The sequence below is a fragment of the Nonomuraea soli genome (assembly GCF_013761175.1).
Taxonomy (GTDB): domain Bacteria; phylum Actinomycetota; class Actinomycetes; order Streptosporangiales; family Streptosporangiaceae; genus Nonomuraea; species Nonomuraea soli.
In genome coordinates this window covers 440816-456585 of record NZ_JACDUR010000002.1, presented here as the reverse complement: position 1 = coordinate 456585, position 15770 = coordinate 440816, and the positions used below count along the sequence as shown (strand labels likewise).

General features: G+C 68.1%; 14 protein-coding genes. 6 read left to right on the top strand and 8 right to left on the bottom strand.

Annotated features, from left to right (window positions below; genetic code table 11):
• Positions 1 to 2: 2 nt before the first annotated feature.
• Together HNR30_RS09265 and HNR30_RS09260 are read right to left on the bottom strand one after the other, a co-directional pair.
• On the bottom strand, positions 3 to 1388 hold the full coding sequence (locus HNR30_RS09265) for a S1C family serine protease (RefSeq protein ID WP_181609342.1): 1386 nt from the start codon (positions 1386 to 1388) through the stop codon (positions 3 to 5).
• A gap of 274 nt (positions 1389 to 1662) precedes the next feature.
• Positions 1663 to 1905: a hypothetical protein gene (locus HNR30_RS09260; protein ID WP_181609341.1), complete on the bottom strand. Its 243-nt coding sequence runs from the start codon at positions 1903 to 1905 to the stop codon at positions 1663 to 1665.
• A gap of 472 nt (positions 1906 to 2377) precedes the next feature.
• On the opposite strand from HNR30_RS09260, the gene HNR30_RS09255 reads away from it, so the two are divergent.
• Positions 2378 to 2569, top strand: a complete 192-nt coding sequence (locus tag HNR30_RS09255) for a hypothetical protein (RefSeq protein ID WP_181609340.1) — start codon at positions 2378 to 2380, stop codon at positions 2567 to 2569.
• 196 nt (positions 2570 to 2765) lie between these two features.
• Here HNR30_RS09255 and HNR30_RS09250 read toward each other — a convergent pair whose 3' ends face one another.
• From HNR30_RS09250 to HNR30_RS09225, 6 genes are all read right to left on the bottom strand, one after another.
• Positions 2766 to 4289 carry an acyl-CoA synthetase gene (locus tag HNR30_RS09250; RefSeq protein WP_181609339.1) on the bottom strand — a complete coding sequence of 508 codons (1524 nt, stop codon included), beginning with the start codon at positions 4287 to 4289 and terminating at the stop codon, positions 2766 to 2768.
• A gap of 18 nt (positions 4290 to 4307) precedes the next feature.
• Positions 4308 to 5375 carry a C39 family peptidase gene (locus tag HNR30_RS09245; protein ID WP_181609338.1) on the bottom strand — a complete coding sequence of 356 codons (1068 nt, stop codon included), beginning with the start codon at positions 5373 to 5375 and terminating at the stop codon, positions 4308 to 4310.
• A gap of 64 nt (positions 5376 to 5439) precedes the next feature.
• Positions 5440 to 5976, bottom strand: a complete 537-nt coding sequence (locus tag HNR30_RS09240; RefSeq protein WP_181609337.1) for a hypothetical protein — start codon at positions 5974 to 5976, stop codon at positions 5440 to 5442.
• 187 nt (positions 5977 to 6163) lie between these two features.
• Positions 6164 to 7000 (bottom strand): MetQ/NlpA family ABC transporter substrate-binding protein, encoded by an 837-nt coding sequence (locus HNR30_RS09235; protein ID WP_181609336.1) that lies wholly within the window; start codon positions 6998 to 7000, stop codon positions 6164 to 6166.
• A gap of 9 nt (positions 7001 to 7009) precedes the next feature.
• A complete protein-coding gene (locus HNR30_RS09230) occupies positions 7010 to 7666 on the bottom strand; it encodes a methionine ABC transporter permease (RefSeq protein ID WP_181609335.1) in 657 nt (218 codons plus the stop codon).
• Positions 7666 to 8616 carry a methionine ABC transporter ATP-binding protein gene (locus HNR30_RS09225; protein WP_181609334.1) on the bottom strand — a complete coding sequence of 317 codons (951 nt, stop codon included), beginning with the start codon at positions 8614 to 8616 and terminating at the stop codon, positions 7666 to 7668. The genes HNR30_RS09230 and HNR30_RS09225 overlap by 1 nt, the downstream gene beginning before the upstream one ends.
• A gap of 470 nt (positions 8617 to 9086) precedes the next feature.
• Between HNR30_RS09225 and HNR30_RS09220 the strand changes: the two genes are divergently transcribed.
• From HNR30_RS09220 to HNR30_RS50025, 5 genes are all read left to right on the top strand, one after another.
• On the top strand, positions 9087 to 10841 hold the full coding sequence (locus HNR30_RS09220) for an ABC transporter family substrate-binding protein (RefSeq protein ID WP_312894303.1): 1755 nt from the start codon (positions 9087 to 9089) through the stop codon (positions 10839 to 10841).
• A gap of 115 nt (positions 10842 to 10956) precedes the next feature.
• A complete protein-coding gene (locus HNR30_RS09215) occupies positions 10957 to 12438 on the top strand; it encodes an ABC transporter permease (protein WP_220133387.1) in 1482 nt (493 codons plus the stop codon).
• Positions 12439 to 12451: 13 nt separating this feature from the next.
• Entirely contained in the window at positions 12452 to 13402 is a 951-nt protein-coding gene (locus tag HNR30_RS09210) for an ABC transporter permease (protein ID WP_181609332.1), read from the top strand.
• Positions 13402 to 14508 (top strand): ABC transporter ATP-binding protein, encoded by a 1107-nt coding sequence (locus HNR30_RS50030; protein WP_181609331.1) that lies wholly within the window; start codon positions 13402 to 13404, stop codon positions 14506 to 14508. Before HNR30_RS09210 ends, HNR30_RS50030 begins: the two co-directional genes overlap by 1 nt.
• Positions 14505 to 15497, top strand: a complete 993-nt coding sequence (locus HNR30_RS50025; RefSeq protein WP_181609330.1) for an ABC transporter ATP-binding protein — start codon at positions 14505 to 14507, stop codon at positions 15495 to 15497. The genes HNR30_RS50030 and HNR30_RS50025 overlap by 4 nt, the downstream gene beginning before the upstream one ends.
• The last annotated feature ends 273 nt before the right edge of the window (positions 15498 to 15770 follow it).

Below are 15770 nucleotides of genomic sequence, written 5' to 3'. Positions count from 1 at the left end.
CTCTATTCGCTCTTCGTGGTGAGGGTGACGTCGACCTCGGCCGACTGGCCATTCCTCACATATGTGATCTTGACCTTATCGCCGGGCTTCAAACCTCTCACCGCTCCGACTACCGTAGCGCCATCGTCGACGGACGTCTCGCCGATCTTTGTGATGATGTCTCCCTGCTTCAGCCCGGCCTGTTCGGCCGGGCTTCCCGGCGTCACCTGGCTGACGAGCGCGCCCGCCGTCCCGCCCGTCGCGTCGGCGACACCGACGCCCAGGAAGGCGTGGCTGACCTTGCCCGACGAGATCAGCTGGTCGGAGACCTGCTTGGCGGTGTTGATCGGGATGGCGAAGCCCACGCCGATGTTGCCGTTGCTGCCGGCGGTGGCGATCGCGGTGTTGACGCCGATCACCTGGCCCGCCGCGTTGACCAGCGCCCCACCCGAGTTGCCCGAGTTGATCGCGGCGTCGGTCTGGATCGCGCCGCCGATGGTCGTGGCGGAGTTCTGCTGCTGCTGGCGCCCCCACGGGCTCTGCTGCTGCTCGCCGCCCACGGTCAGCGTGCGGTCGAGCGCGCTGACGATGCCCGAGCTGACCGAGCCCTCCAGCCCGAGCGGGCTGCCGATGGCCAGCACCGGATCGCCCACCCGCAGCTGGTCGCTGTCGCCGAGGGTCGCCGGGGTGAGCCCGGAGACGTCGCTCGCCCTGATGACCGCGATGTCGGTGCTCGGGTCGGTGCCCACGACGGTCGCCTTGGCGGTCTTGCCGTCGCTGAACTTGACCGTCATCGTGGTGCTGCCCGCACCCTCGACGACGTGGTTGTTGGTCAGGATCAGGCCGTCGGCCGACAGGACGACACCCGAGCCCTCACCCGTCTGCCCCTGGATGGTGACCACCGAGGGCTGCACGTTCTGGGCCACGTCCGCCACGGTCAGCGAGCTGCCGGCCTGCTTGAAGACCGGGCTGCTCACGGCCGTCGGCCGGTCGTCGGCCGCGGCGGTCGCGATGGCGGCCCCCGCCGCGCCGCCGCCGATCGCCATCGCCGCCAGGGCCAGACCCGCGACGACCTTCTGACCCGCGCTGAACGCCCTGCGCTGCTTCGGTACGGCAGGCGCCCCCTGGAAGGGCTCGCCGTACGGCCCGGGCAGGCTCGCCAGCGGCGTGGTGTGCTGCGGCCCTTCCCCCTGCTGTGCCTGCGCGGCCCCCTGCGCACCGCTCTGCGCTCCCTGCGCCCCGCTCTGCTGCGCGTGCGCACCCTGTGCTTCGGCGGGCTGCTCACCGGCGCCGGGATAGGCCCCGGCGGTGGGCGGCGTGGAGCCGAACTGGCTCCACCCGCCACCGGCGACCGGCAGCTGCTCCGTGCGGCTCTCGTCGTCCCGATCCCGAGGCTCGTTCGCGTTCATCTTCCACTCCCTCGAATCCCGATGACTCAAGGGTGTCAAGCTGCGCGTAAGTGCTGATTAAGCCGATGATCGGCGCAAGATGAAGCGGCTCACGAGCGCCTTATCACCGCACGTCGAACGAGCGTGCTCGCTGCGAAAACGGCGAAAAATTGGTTCCAGATCGATGCGTGAAGATGGCGGCCCGGTCCATCGGCCTCCACTCCGGCACGCCTCACCTTCCGTCCTCGACCCTCCGCTTCCCCTGCTATCCGTCAAGCCCCGGGGACTCGCCCCGCTACTGACGCTTTCGATTGACGGAGGATTCGATCTCGTCGAACTCGTTCGTCCTCGCCAGGAGGATCTTGACGAGAGTGGCGATCTCGCTGAAGACGTTCAGGATGAACCGCTGCCCGTACGGCAGGAAGGCCAGAACAATCGCGGGAACGACCAGCGCCAGGACGATCAAAACGGCCGGAACGAGAAGCACGGCACACACCGCGACCCGCTGCCACTTGCCGTAGAAGAAGACCACTTCCACCCCTCCAGCTCATCCGCTCCACCTCGCACCGAGCTCCTCAGGGCAGACTTCTCCCTGGGATCCCGTTGCATGGCTGGCGCTTTGAGCGCTCGGATGTGGGTGTTAGGTCACGGCGGTCTCCTCGAAAGCTAGCGAGTTACGAGGGTGGGCCTACCCGCCTCGGCCGATGCCAACCCTTTACACGCGAGCCAATCAGGACGATCGCCGGAGGCCGCGCTGATCGCCACGGTCGCCCAGCGATGCAAGAAGAACCCGCTGGGGAGACCGGTTCCAGCTCAGCCGCGGTCGCGCACGACCTGGTCGGCACGACCCGTGCCGGTTTCGTCCGTGTCGGCCTTCTTTGGAGACGACCGAGGCGGTGGGCTGGCCGCTACCGCTGTTGGCGACGGGGACGAGAAGTCCGAGGCCGAGGCCGATGATGAGCAGGATCTTGACCACGTTGCCCGGTAACACGACCAACTACTATGGCGTCGTGTTCACCAGGACCTACTTCACCTGTTCCCTCTCCATCCTCGTGATCACCGCCGTCTTCTGGCTCGCCTCCCAACGGCCTGACCGCACGGCGGAGCAACGCAAGCAGATCCGGAAAGCCGCCGTCACCTTGGCCGCGACCTGGTTCACCGTCACCGGGCTCTCCGGGCTGCTCATCTCGCTCCTGCACTGAGGCACTCTCCGCCCCGTGCCGCGTCAGCGCCGCCGTAGCCTGTTCAGCCAGCCCCGCGCTCGCGCCTGGTTGCGCGGGTCCCTGGCCATCCGCTTCGCCTTCTCCACGTTCCGCCTGCCCTCGGGGCTGCGCAGATACGCCCGTATGCGATTCATCAGCTTCGACATGCGCACCCACTACCCGAGGAGAGGGGCCCTTACCTCTTCGCGGGCCAGTACTCATCCCGCAACAGCCGCTTGTACAGCTTCCCCGTCGGGTGCCGGGGAAGTTCCTCACGGAAGTCGACCGACCTCGGGCACTTGAAGTGCGCCAGCTTGCCCCGGCAGTACTCCATGAGCTCGGCCTCCAGCTCCGGCCCCGCCTGCGCCCAGTCGGCCGGCTGGACGACCGCCTTGACCTGCTCGCCCATCTCCTCGTCCGGCACGCCGAAGACGGCGACGTCGGCGACCTTGGGGTGGACGGCGAGCACGTTCTCGGCTTCCTGCGGGTAGATGTTCACCCCGCCCGAGATGATCATGTAGGAGCGCCGGTCGGTGAGGTAGAGGAATCCCTCTTCGTCGACGTAGCCGATGTCGCCGAGCGTGGTCCAGCCGCGCCCGCGCGCGTCCTGGGAGGCGCGGGTCTTGTCGGGGTCGCCGTGGTATTCGAAGGCGGGCCCGTCGGCGATGAAGACCGTGCCGTGCTCGCGCGGCGCCACCTCGTCGCCCTCTTCGTCGAGGATGTGCACCTTGCCCAGCAGCGGGCGGCCGACGGTGCCGGGGTGAGTCAGCCAGTCGGACGGCGAGACGTACAGGAAGCCGTTGCCCTCGGTCCCGGCGTAGTACTCGTGGATGATCGGCCCCCACCAGTCGAGCATCTGCTGCTTGACCGGCACCGGGCAGGGCGCGGCGGCGTGGATGGCGCACTGCAGCGACGACAGGTCGTACTTGGCGCGTGTCTCCTCGGGGAGCTTGAGCATCTTGATGAACATCGTCGGCACCAGTTGCGAGTGGGTGACGCGGTGGCGTTCGACGGCTTCGAGGTAGGCCTCGGGGTCGAACTTGTCCATCACCACGACGGTGGCGCCGAGCTTCTGGAAGGACATGCAGTAGCGCAGCGGCGCGGCGTGGTAGAGCGGCGCGGGCGACAGGTAGACGCTGTCGGCCGAGGGCGCGAACAGGAACTGGATCAGCTGCAGCAGGATGCCGGGCTCGCTCATCGGCGCCAGCGACAGTCCCGGCTTGACGCCCTTGGGCCGGCCGGTGGTGCCCGAGGAGTAGAGCATGTCGGCGCCCTGGCACTCGTCGTCGATCGGGGTCGCCGGCTGGGCGGCGACCGCGTCCTCGTAGGAGCTGTATCCATCGGCCGTGCCGCCGATCATGAGCCGGAGTTCCACCTCGGGCGCCGCGGCGGCCACCTCAGCCAGGTCGGCGGTGGTGATGAAGGCTCTGGCCTCGCAGTTGTCCACGATGTAGGCGAGCTCGTCGGCCTGCAGCCGCGAGCTGATCGCGGTGTAGTACAGCCCGGCCCGGTGCGCCGCCCACGCCACGGTCAGGAACAGCGGGTGGTTGGACATCATGAACGCGATATGGTCGCCCGATTTCAGCCCGCGGGCGCGGAAGAGGTGGGCCAGCCGGTTGGACTCCTCGTCCAGCTGCCGGTAGGTGACGACCTCGCCGGATCCCGCCATGATCACAGCGGGCTTGTCGGGGGTGACGGCTGCGATTGCTCCCGGATACATGACTAGAACAGTATTCGGTCAGGGGTGGATGATGTAAGTGGTTCCTGTACTGCTGCGCATCCAGGCCCGCTCGAAGGCCTCGCGCGGGTAGATCTGGCGCACCTGGCGGCGTCCCGGGTCGTTGGCGATGACGTCACCCTCGGCCGTGAACCCGGTGACCACCATGAGGTGCCCGTCGCTGGCGTAGCCGAGCTCCTTCCTGGTGAAGGCCAGGGAGGCGACGACCGGGATGTCGCGGGCGATGTACTCCTCGGCCCCGGCCAGGGAGGTCAGGCGGGTGACGTGGGCCCTGAGCCCGAAACGCCCGGCGTAGGCGGTGTTGAACGCCCAGTTCCCGGTGCCCTCGTAGGCCTCGTCGTAGGTGTGCCTGGCCGCGTGGTCGACACGCGGGTCGGCGTCGCCGTCCGGCACCCAGGCGAGCTCCTTCGCCGACGGGCCCCTGCCCCAGTAGTGCAGCACCATGGCCGTCGCCGTCGGGCTGCACCAGGCGCCGCCGCCGTGGCCGGCGTGCTCCAGCTGCGACTTGCGCGGCACCCGCAGCTCCCGGCCCCAGGCCAGGCCTCCCGTGTCGGCCGCCGCCGCGCCGGGCGCCGAGGCCACCGCTCCGAGGCTGCGCAGGCCTGGCCGTACGGCTGAGCCGTATCGTCGCAGGCTCCTCAACTCCGTATACGGCCTGATGAGCGCCACGCGCAGCCGGTAGGAGGTGAAGGGGCGACGGGAGCGGAAGACGTCGGTCTTGACCCGGCCGTACGTGTCGGCCTGGCCCTCGACCGAGGTGCGCGGGCCGTCGTACGACCAGCGGGCCAGGACGTACCAGCCCGATCCTGGCACGCTGACCTCGACCCTGATGCGGGTGCCTGGCGGCGTGTCCGCCGTCCACGACGGCACCAGCTCCGTCGCGGGGAAGGGCACCCGCCGCTCCGGTCCCGTCCAGACCGCGACCGCGCGTTCGCCTCTGCGCTCGTACGGCCCGGCGGCCCCGACCTGCTCGGCCTGGTGGAGAGCCCGCGCCGGAGCGGCCACGACCACGGGCGCCTCGACAGCGGCGGGCGGGGCGAGAACGGCGAGCAGCAGCACGATTCGCATGGGCCCAAAATACGGCGAAGCCGTGATCTCATCGGGGAGATCACGGCTTCGGCGTTTCGCCCTGTCAGGCGTGGTGGTAAACGTCCTTGAAGCCCGAGTGGTTGTTCTTGGGCCGCCAGGGGTTGCCCCGGCTCACATCGACGAAGATGTGCTTGGCGTTCTTACCGGTGAACGAGTAGGACTTCGGGTGCTTGCCGCAGTTGCGGAACGACTTGTAATACGTCGAACCGTCGAAACCGACGACCTTGAAGGTCTCCCAGGCGCAGCCGTACTTGCCCCACCACTTGTAGTTGTGAAGGGTGCTGTCGACCTTGAACGGGTAGTGGGTCTCGGTCTTCCAGACCGGGACCTTCACCAGGCGCCAGACCTTCTTGCAGATCAGCTTGCCGTGCTTGTCTTTCTTGCAGACCAGCACGCGCTTCCACTTCTTGACGAAGACCTTGACCTTGACGTCCTTCTTGTCGACGGTCACCTGGCCTTCGGCCTTGGACTTGCCGTTGGGGGACGAATAGGGTCCCCATCCGGACTGGTAGTAATGCGTGGCGGACGAGGCGGGTGCTGTCGCCGCGTTCGCCGCGACCGGAGCGGCTACAGACACCATTGTGGCGGCTGTGACTCCGATCAGGATCCGTGAAACGAGTCGCATTTCCTGCGTCTCCTCGGGACGAGGGGATTTCCAACGGACCTCTTCCTACGCCCCGAGGCTTGCAATTCACTTAATACGGATGATCACGACTAAGTAATTCGCAGGTAACGACACTTTCCTGAATTAAAGCTGAGAATCGGCCTTATTCGGCGGCGATCACGGAGCCGGCGTACTTGGTCGCGATGAAGTCCTTGACCTCCTTGCTGCGCAGCAGCTCGGCCAGCTTCACGACGTTGGCGTCCTTCTCGTGGCCGGCCTGCACGACCAGCCCGTTGACGTACGGGTTGCCCTCGGTCTTCTCCAGCACCAGCGCGTCGGAGGCGGGCTTGAGCCCGGCCTCGATGGCGTAGTTGCCGTTGATCACCGCGGCGTCGACGTCCTCGAGGGAGCGGGGCAGCTGCGCGGCCTCGATCGGCTTGAAGACCAGCTGCTTGGGGTTGTCGGTGATGTCACGCTCGGTGGCGGCGGTGCCGACGCCGTCCTTGAGCTTGACGATGCCGTTGTCGGCCAGCAGCTTCAGTGCGCGGCCCAGGTTGGTGGCGTCGCTGGGCACGGCCACGGTCGCACCGCCGGCCAGGGCGGCGGCCTCGGTGATCTTCTTGGAGTACAGGCCGAGCGGCTCCAGGTGCACCGGCTCCACGAAGCTCAGCTTGGTGCCCTTGGAGGAGTTGAAGTCGTCCAGGTACGGCTTGTGCTGGAAGTAGTTGGCGCCCAGCTGGCCCTCGTCGAGCTGCACGTTGGGCTGCACGTAGTCGCCGAACTCCACGATCTCCAGGTTCAGCCCGGCCTTGGCGGCCAGGTTGTCCTTGACGAACTTCAGGATCTCGCCGTGCGGCACGGGACTGGCGCCGACCTTCAGCACGGCGGAGGCATCCGGAGTGCCGGCGCTCCCGCCCGCCGGAGTAGCGGACTGCGACGTTCCGCATGCGGCGAGCAACAGGCTCAGAGCGGCAACACCTGCAATGGCACGAATCTTCATGATTTTTCCCTACTTGTGGGACAGGCGCCGGGCGACGTGGTCACCCAGGCTCTGGATCAGTTGAACGACGATGATGAGCACGATGACCACGGCGACCATGACGCCGGTCTCGAAGCGCTCGTATCCGTAACGTTTGGCCAGGTCGCCCAGGCCGCCACCGCCGATGACGCCGGCCATGGCCGAGTAGCCGATGAGCGCGACCACGGTCACCGTGAGCCCGGCGACCAGGCCGGGAAAGGCCTCGGGCAGCAGGACCTTGCGGATGATGGCCAGCTTGCCGGTGCCCATGGCCTGCGCGGCCTGGACCACGTCGCGGCCGACCTCGCGCAGGGCGGTCTCGACGAGGCGGGCGAAGAACGGCACCGCTCCGACCGTGAGCGGCACCACCATGGCCTCGGTGCCGATCGAGCTGCCGACCACCACGCGGGTGAACGGGATGAGCGCGATCATGAGCACCAGGAACGGCAGCGACCTGCCGACGTTGACGACGACGCCGATCGCGCCCTTGAGGGCGGGCATCGGCCGCAGGCCGTCCTTGTCGAGCGCGACCAGGGCGACGCCCAGCGGCAGTCCGAGCAGGACCGTGAACAGGGTCGCCCAGCCGACCATGACGGCGGTCTCGCCGGTGGCCTGCCACAGCAGCGGGGTGATCTCGTCGAGCTCCATCAGCCGGCCACCTCCACCAGCAGGCCCCGCTCGCGCAGGTAGGTCAGGGCGTTGTCCCGCTCTCCCCCGGCCAGGTCGACACGCAGCCGCCCGACCGAACCCGCGGCCAGTTCCTCGATGGCGCCGCCGAGGATGTTGACGTCCACGTCGAACTTGCGCACCACCTCGGAGATGACAGGCTCCTCGGGATGGCCGGTGAACGTGAGGGTGATGTGCCCGGCCGCGGGCTCGGGGAGCGGGAAGATCTCCCGGGTGAGCCGGGAGCCGGGGGTGCGGATCAGCTCGCCGATGCCGCCGGACTCGCGGATCCGCCCGTTCTCCATGATCGCGACCGAGTCGCAGATGCTCTTGACGACGTTCATCTCGTGGGTGATCAGCAGGATCGTCAGGCCGAGCTCGCGGTTGAGCGATTTCAGCAGCCCGAGGATCGACTCGGTGGTGCCTGGGTCGAGGGCCGAGGTGGCCTCGTCCGACAGCAGCACCTCTGGCCGCCCTGCCAGGGCGCGGGCGATGCCCACCCGCTGCTTCTGCCCGCCCGACAGCTGGCGCGGATGGTCCTTGCCCCGGCCGCCCAGCCCGACCAGTTCCAGCAGCTCGGCCACCCGCTGGTCGCGCTCACGCCTGCCGACGCCCATGACCTCGAGCGGGAAGGCGACGTTGCCTGCCACGGTGCGTGAGGCGAGCAAGGCGAAGTGCTGGTGAACCATGCCGATGCGCTGGCGTGCCTGGTTGAGCTCGCGCTCCCCCAGCTTCGTCAGCTCGCGCCCGGCCACCGTCACGGTGCCGGAGTCGGGCCGCTCAAGCAGGTTGACGCAGCGCAGCAGCGTACTCTTGCCCGCGCCGCTCTGGCCGAGCACGCCGAAGATCTCGCCCTGGCGCACGGCCAGGTCGACACCGTCGAGCGCGACGGTCTGGCCGTAGAGCTTGCGCAGCCCTGAAGCCTCGATCACGAAAAATCCCCACTCGTCGTCGGATGAACGTCGGAATCAGGTGGGGGACTAGCGCGTGCCGGGATGGAAGGGCAGATGGCTCAGGCGGCGCAGCACGAAAGCGGGACGGGTCACGATGCGAAGACCTTCGAACGAGGGGGACAGGGCGGGGCGGGCAGCGTCTAGCGACACATGCCCCAGGGCATCTCGCCCATCGCCGTCACACACATCTCGTTCACGCTCTGGAAAACACCGCTCTACCTGGGCTGATTCCCAGAATCCGAGTGACCTCGCTCACACTCGGCGCCCGGCCGCGAGGCCACAGCGGGGCCACAGCGGGCCGAGGCCGGTCGGACAAGTAGATCCCCGTTGGAGCACCGATTTGTCACAAGTTTACTTACCCTCTTGTTCGGAATTCGTGAAAATGCTCTGATCAGCGCCAACCCCCCTACGACCGCTCTCGATGGGCGGACACGACAAGGAGCGTTCTTGTGAGCAATCGCAAGTATGCCGGGTTAGCGGCTGGCCTGACGGCCGGCGTCATGCTGCTCTCGGCCTGCGGAACCTCCGGCGAGAGTGCCGCGCCCAGCGGTTCACCCTCCGCCGCCACCACCGAAACCGCAGGCGGCGCCGCGGACACGATCGCCTACGCCGAGGCCCAGGAGTTCAACTCCTTCAACTCGATCGCGGTCAACAACCTGACCAACCGCATGGTCATGCAGAACGTCCTCAGCGGCTTCTGGGACTTCGGTGAGAAGGGCGCCGTGACGCCCAACACCGACTTCGGTACCTATGAGAAGACCTCTGACGATCCCCTCACCGTCAAGTACACGATCAGCGACAAGGCCGTCTGGTCCGACGGCACCGCGATCGACTGCGACGACATGCTGCTGTGGTGGATCGTCAAGTCCGGCAAGGGCGGCGACTTCCAGACCGACGGCACCACCGGTGTCGAGCTGACCAAGGCTCCCGCCTGCGACAAGGGCGGCAAGTCCTTCGAGCTCGTCTACTCCGAGCCCTTCGCCGACTGGGACTCCAACGGCCCGGCCAACAACGAGGTCCTTCCGGCCCACGTGATCGAGAAGGAGTCGGGCCTGTCCGAGGACGACTTCATCGCCGCCGTCAAGGCCGAGGACAAGGCCAAGCTCGCCCCCGCCTCCAAGGCGTGGAACACCATCTGGGTGATCCAGGGCCAGCTGCCCGCCACCGACAAGATCCCCGCGTCCGGTCCGTACCGGATCGAGTCGATGCAGGCCGGTCAGTCGGTGACGATGGTCGCCAACGACAAGTACTGGGGCACGGCTCCCGCGACCAAGACGCTGATCCAGCGGGTCATCCCCGAGGACCAGCAGGTCCAGGCGCTGCAGAACGGCGAGGTCCAGGCCATCGAGCCGCAGCCGAACGCCGACCTGGTCAAGCAGCTCGAGGGTCTGCAGGGCATCAAGGTGCAGACGGGGTCGTCCTTCACCTACGAGCACATGGACTTCAACTTCGACTCCAGCCCGTTCAAGGACAAGGCTCTGCGTGAGGCGTTCGCGCTGTGCGTGCCGCGCCAGCTGATCGTCGACAACCTGATCAAGCCGGTCGCCGCCGACTCCGAGCCGCTCAAGGTCCGCAACGTGCTGCCGTTCGAGTCCACCTACGCGGCTGTCTCCGACGCCGCGGGCTTCGACAAGTACGCCCAGCCGGACATCGCCGGGGCCAAGGCCATCCTGGAGAAGGCCGGCAAGGTCGGCCAGGAGGTCAAGATCGGGCACATCATCCCGAACCCTCGCCGTACCTCGACCGTCGACCTGATCCGCGACTCCTGCGAGCAGGCCGGCTTCAAGGTCACCGACGCCGGTGAGGAGAACTTCTTCGAGGCCGACGGCGGTCTGAACACCAACACCTACGACGTGGCCCTGTTCGCCTGGGTCGGCTCGGGCCAGGTCAGCGGCTGGAGCTCGACCTACCGGACCGTCGCCCAGGGCAAGTGCGACGCCGACCACAAGGCCAACAACAGCGGGTGCTACAGCAACAAGGAGGTCGACAAGCTCATCAACGAGCTCAACGGGACCACCGACAAGTCCAAGCACCCGGCGATGATCAACCAGATCGAGAAGCTCCTCTGGGAGGACCTCGCCACCATCCCCCTGTTCGCCCACCCGCTGGTGACCGCGTGGGACGAGAAGCTCCAGGGCGTGAACCCGAACCCGGCGCAGTCCACCTACGTGTGGAACGCCGAGACCTGGACCCTGGGCTCCTAACCGCCCCATCCACCTAGAGCGTGCAGGCGCGGGGCAGACATTCCTCCCCTGCCCCGCGCCCGCACAACCGCACCTCAGGGGGTGAACGGTGATCGCCTTCATCACGCGAAGACTGATGATCTCAGTCTTCGTCCTTCTCGCGGCCACCATCATCATGTACGTCATGACCGCGCTGTCCGGCGATCCGCTGGCAGACCTGCGCCAGCAGACCGGTCCTAACAGGGAAGACCAGATGCGGGTCCGCTCCGAGCGGATGAATCTGGACGTTCCCATCCCCATCCGCTACCTCCAGTGGCTCGGCGCGCTGATCACCGGCGATCTCGGCGTCAACAGGGACGGCCAGGACGTCGGCGTCATCCTGGGCAACGCCCTGGCCGCCACCCTCCAGCTCGTCGTGGCCGCCACGGTCCTGGCGATGCTCATCGGCATCACGGTCGGCATCCTGTCGGCGCTGCGGCAGTACAGCGGCTTCGACTACTCGGTCACCTTCGCCGCTTTCGTCGCCTTCTCCCTGCCGCTGTTCTGGCTGGCGGTCATGCTCAAGCAGTACGTCGCCATCGGGTTCAACACCTGGCTGCGCGATCCGGTCATCGACACCACCGTCATCGTGGTCGTCGCGATCGCCGCCGGACTGCTGTGGGGCGCGCTGACCGCCGGGTCCACCCAGGCGCGGCTGATCAGCTTCACGCTGGGGGCGCTAGTCACGGCCACCTTCCTGTCCTTCCTGTCCTCCACCCGCTGGTTCGCCGACCCCGGGCTGGGCACCGTGGTCATCGGCCTGATCGCCGTCGCCTCCGCCGTCGGCATCTGCGCGCTCTTCGCCGGCCTGCAGTACCGCGGGCCGCTCTACGCGGCACTCGCCGCGGCCGGCCTCGGCACGGCGCTGCACACCGTCCTGGGCGGCGTGCTGACCGACCCCACCTGGCCACAACTGCTGGGCCTGCTGGTCCTGACCGTCGGCGTCTGCGTCGCCCTCGGGTACGGCCTGGGCGGCCTGCTCAGACGGCAGGCGATCACCACTGCGATCCTCACCGGCCTCGTCACCGCCGGGCTGATCTTCCTCGACGCGCTGCTCAGCGCCTTCCAGGCCTACAGCCAGCGCATGAGGGGCCGGCCGATCGCCACGATCGGCTCCAACACCCCCAACTTCCGCGGCGACTTCTGGCAGCTCACGCTGGACTCGGCCACGCACATCATGTTGCCGACCATGGCGCTGATCCTCATCTCCATGGCCACCTACAGCCGCTACAGCCGGGCCTCGATGCTCGAGGTGATGAACCAGGACTATGTCCGTACGGCACGCGCCAAGGGCCTGCCCGAGCGCACGGTCATCGTCAAGCACGCCTTCCGCAACGGCATGATCCCGATCACCACCCTCATGGCGTTCGACTTCGCCGGGGTGATCGGCGGCGCGGTCGTGACGGAGTCCGTCTTCGGATGGAAGGGCATGGGCCAGATGTTCAGGGACGGGCTCGAAATGGTCGACCCCGCCCCGGTGATGGCCTTCTTCGTCGTGACGGGCGGCGCGATCGTGGTCTTCAACATGATCGCCGACATCATCTACGCCTACCTCGACCCGCGCATCCGGCTGTCGTGAAGGAGATCGGGGAATGACACTCTCGGCACCGGTGACGAGCGGCGACGCTCAGGGCATGACCATCGTCGCCAGAACGCAGGGACAACTGGTCCGCCGCCGGTTCTTCCAGCACAAGGCGGCCATGACCGGACTGGTGGTGCTGCTCGCCGTCGTCGTGCTGGCCTTCACCTCCGTCGGGTTCGGCCCGTTCGGCGGCTGGTGGAAACACGGCTGGACGACCACCGGACGCGTGATCGACGGCGGTGCTCCCACGCTGACGCTCTGGCCGTTCAGCATCGGCGAGCACCCCTTCGGCCAGGACAACGTGGGCAAGGACTACTTCGCCCTGGTGATGCGGGGCACCCAGCAGTCGCTTCTGGTGGCGCTCCTGGTCGGCCTCGTGGCGACCTCCGTCGGCACCTTCGTGGGAGCCGCCGCCGGCTACTTCCGCAGGCGCACGGAGACGGCGCTCATGCGGCTGACCGACGTGATGATCACCATCCCGGTGCTGCTGATCGCCGCCATCGTCGGCCGCATGGCGGGCGGCTCCGGCATCCTGGTCCTCGGCCTGGCGCTCGGCCTGGTCATCTGGCCGCAACTGGCGCGCCTGGTCCGCGGCGAGGTGCTCTCGCTGCGCGAGCGCGAGTTCATCGAAGCGGCCCGCGCCATCGGCACCCGGCCCCGCCGCATCATCTTCAAGCACATCCTGCCCAACACCCTGGGCATCATCATCGTCAGCACCACGCTGACCATCGCCTCGGCGATCCTGGTGGAGTCGGCGATCTCCTTCCTCGGCTTCGGCGTGCAGCCGCCCGACATCTCGCTGGGCCAGCTGATCAGCTTCTACCAGGGAGCGATGCTGACCCGCCCGTGGCTGTTCTGGTGGCCGGGCATCTTGATCATCACCGTGGCCCTGTCCATCAACTTCATCGGCGACGGGCTGCGCGACGCGTTCGACCCCCGCCAGAACCGGGTGCGTGCCTGATGGGCGAGATCCTCGACAGCCACGGCGACAACCGCCTCGACGTGCACGTCGGGCTGACCCTCGACGACGTGCGTCCCCCCTCCGACGAGGAGATCCTCCGCGTCGAGGACCTGACCGTCGAGTTCCCCACCGACGACGGCGTCGTGCATGCCGTACGCGGGGTCAGCTACGTGCTGCACCAGAGAGAGGTGCTCGGCATCGTCGGCGAGTCGGGTTCCGGCAAGTCCGTCTCCTCCATGGCGGTGATGGGGCTGCTCCCCCGCACCGCGCGGATCTCCGGAAGGATCTTCTTCCGGGGCGAGGACGTGCTCGCCCTGCCCCAGCGCCGCCGGCGCGACCTGCGCGGCAAGAAGATCGCCATGGTCTTCCAGGACCCGATGACCGCGCTCAACCCGGTCTTCACCATCGGCGACCAGCTCGCCGAGGCCGTCCTGGCGCACGAGCTGATGCCGCGCAAGCAGGCGCTCGGCCGGGCCCGCGAGATGCTCGACCTGGTCGGCATCCCGCAGGCCGAGGCCCGGCTGCGGGCCTACCCGCACGAGTTCTCCGGCGGCATGCGGCAGCGCGCGATGATCGCCATGGCGGTCATCAACAACCCCGACGTGATCATCGCCGACGAGCCGACCACCGCGCTCGACGTGACCGTCCAGGCCCAGATCCTGGAGAAGCTCATCGAGGTGAAGGACGCCGTCAACGCCGCCATCGTCCTCATCACCCACGACCTCGGCGTCATCGCCGGAATGGCCCACAAGGTGCTGGTCATGTACGCGGGCAAACCCGTGGAGGTGGCCGACACCGACGCCATCTTCTACTCGCCGCGCATGCCGTACACCGCCGGGCTGCTCGGCTCCATGCCGTCGACCGACACCACCGGCCACCGGCTGCGGCCGATCAAGGGAGCGCCGCCCTCCCTCATCAACCTGCCGTCCGGCTGCCCGTTCTCCCCGCGCTGCCCGCTGGCCGACGAGGAGTGCGTCACCCGCGAGCCGGACCTGGCACTCACCGACGCGCTCGACCACCGGGCCGCCTGCCACCACTGGCCGAAGATGAAAGCGGTCGAGGACCCGACGGTGTTCTTCCGTGCCGAAAGCGAGATCCAAGGATGAGCCTGCTCGAAGTCGACGACCTGGTGATGACCTTCCCGGTGCGCGGAGCAGGCTTCCTGCGCCGGGTGGTCGGGCACATCCAGGCGGTCAGCGGGGTCTCGCTGCACGTCGCGCCGGGCGAGACCCTCGGCATCGTGGGTGAGTCCGGCTGCGGCAAGTCCACCACCGGGCGGGCCATCCTCCAGTTGCACACCCCCACCTCCGGCTCGGTCCGCTTCGACGGCCAGGAACTCGTCGGCCTGCCGTACAAGCAGATGCAGGCCGTGCGCCGCAACATGCAGATCGTCTTCCAGGATCCCTACGCCTCCCTCAACCCGAAGCTGCCGGTCAACGACATCATCGCCGAGCCGCTCAAGGTGCACGGCATGTGGGGCTCCGGCGGACCCGCCCGCGTCGCCGAACTGCTGGAACTGGTCGGGCTCAACCCCGAGCACGGCAACCGCTACCCGCACGAGTTCTCCGGCGGCCAGCGCCAGCGCGTCGGCATCGCCCGCGCCCTGGCCCTGGAACCCAAGCTCCTCATCCTCGACGAACCGGTCTCCGCGCTCGACGTCTCCGTCCAGGCCGGCGTGGTCAACCTCCTGGAGGACCTCCAGGAGCGGCTCGGCCTCGCCTACCTGTTCATCGCCCACGACCTGTCGGTGGTGCGCCACATCTCCGACCGCGTCATGGTGATGTACCTGGGCAAGGTCGTCGAGACAGGACCCCGTGACGCGCTGTACGGCAAGCCCGCGCACCCGTACTCGCAGGCCCTGCTGTCGGCGGCCCCCGTCGCCGACCCCCGCGTCGAGCGGGAACGGCAGCGGGTCATCCTCATCGGCGACGTGCCCAGCCCCGTGGACCCGCCCAGCGGGTGCCGGTTCCGGACACGGTGCTGGAAGGCGCAGGACATCTGCGCCGCCGAGGAGCCCGCCCTCATCGACCGCGGCAACGGACACCCGGTGGCCTGCCACTTCGCCGAGGAGATGCCGGAGGTCAGGGTCGGCTGACACCGCCCTCGGCCTTCGCGCCGCAACCACCTACGAGAGCGTTGCCGGGGCCCCGGCAACGCTCTCGTTTGTCGGGCATCTCTCGACAACGCGGATGGCGCGCCTGCCCGGGCGGCCCAACACGAGGGCGGCCCGGCAACGTCGCAGGACTGACGACCAGGGCGGCGCGACACGAGGGCGGCGCGACACGAGGGCGGCGCGACACGAGGGCGGCGCGACACGAGGGCGGCGCGACACGAGGGCGGCGCGACACGAGGGCGGCGCGACACGCTG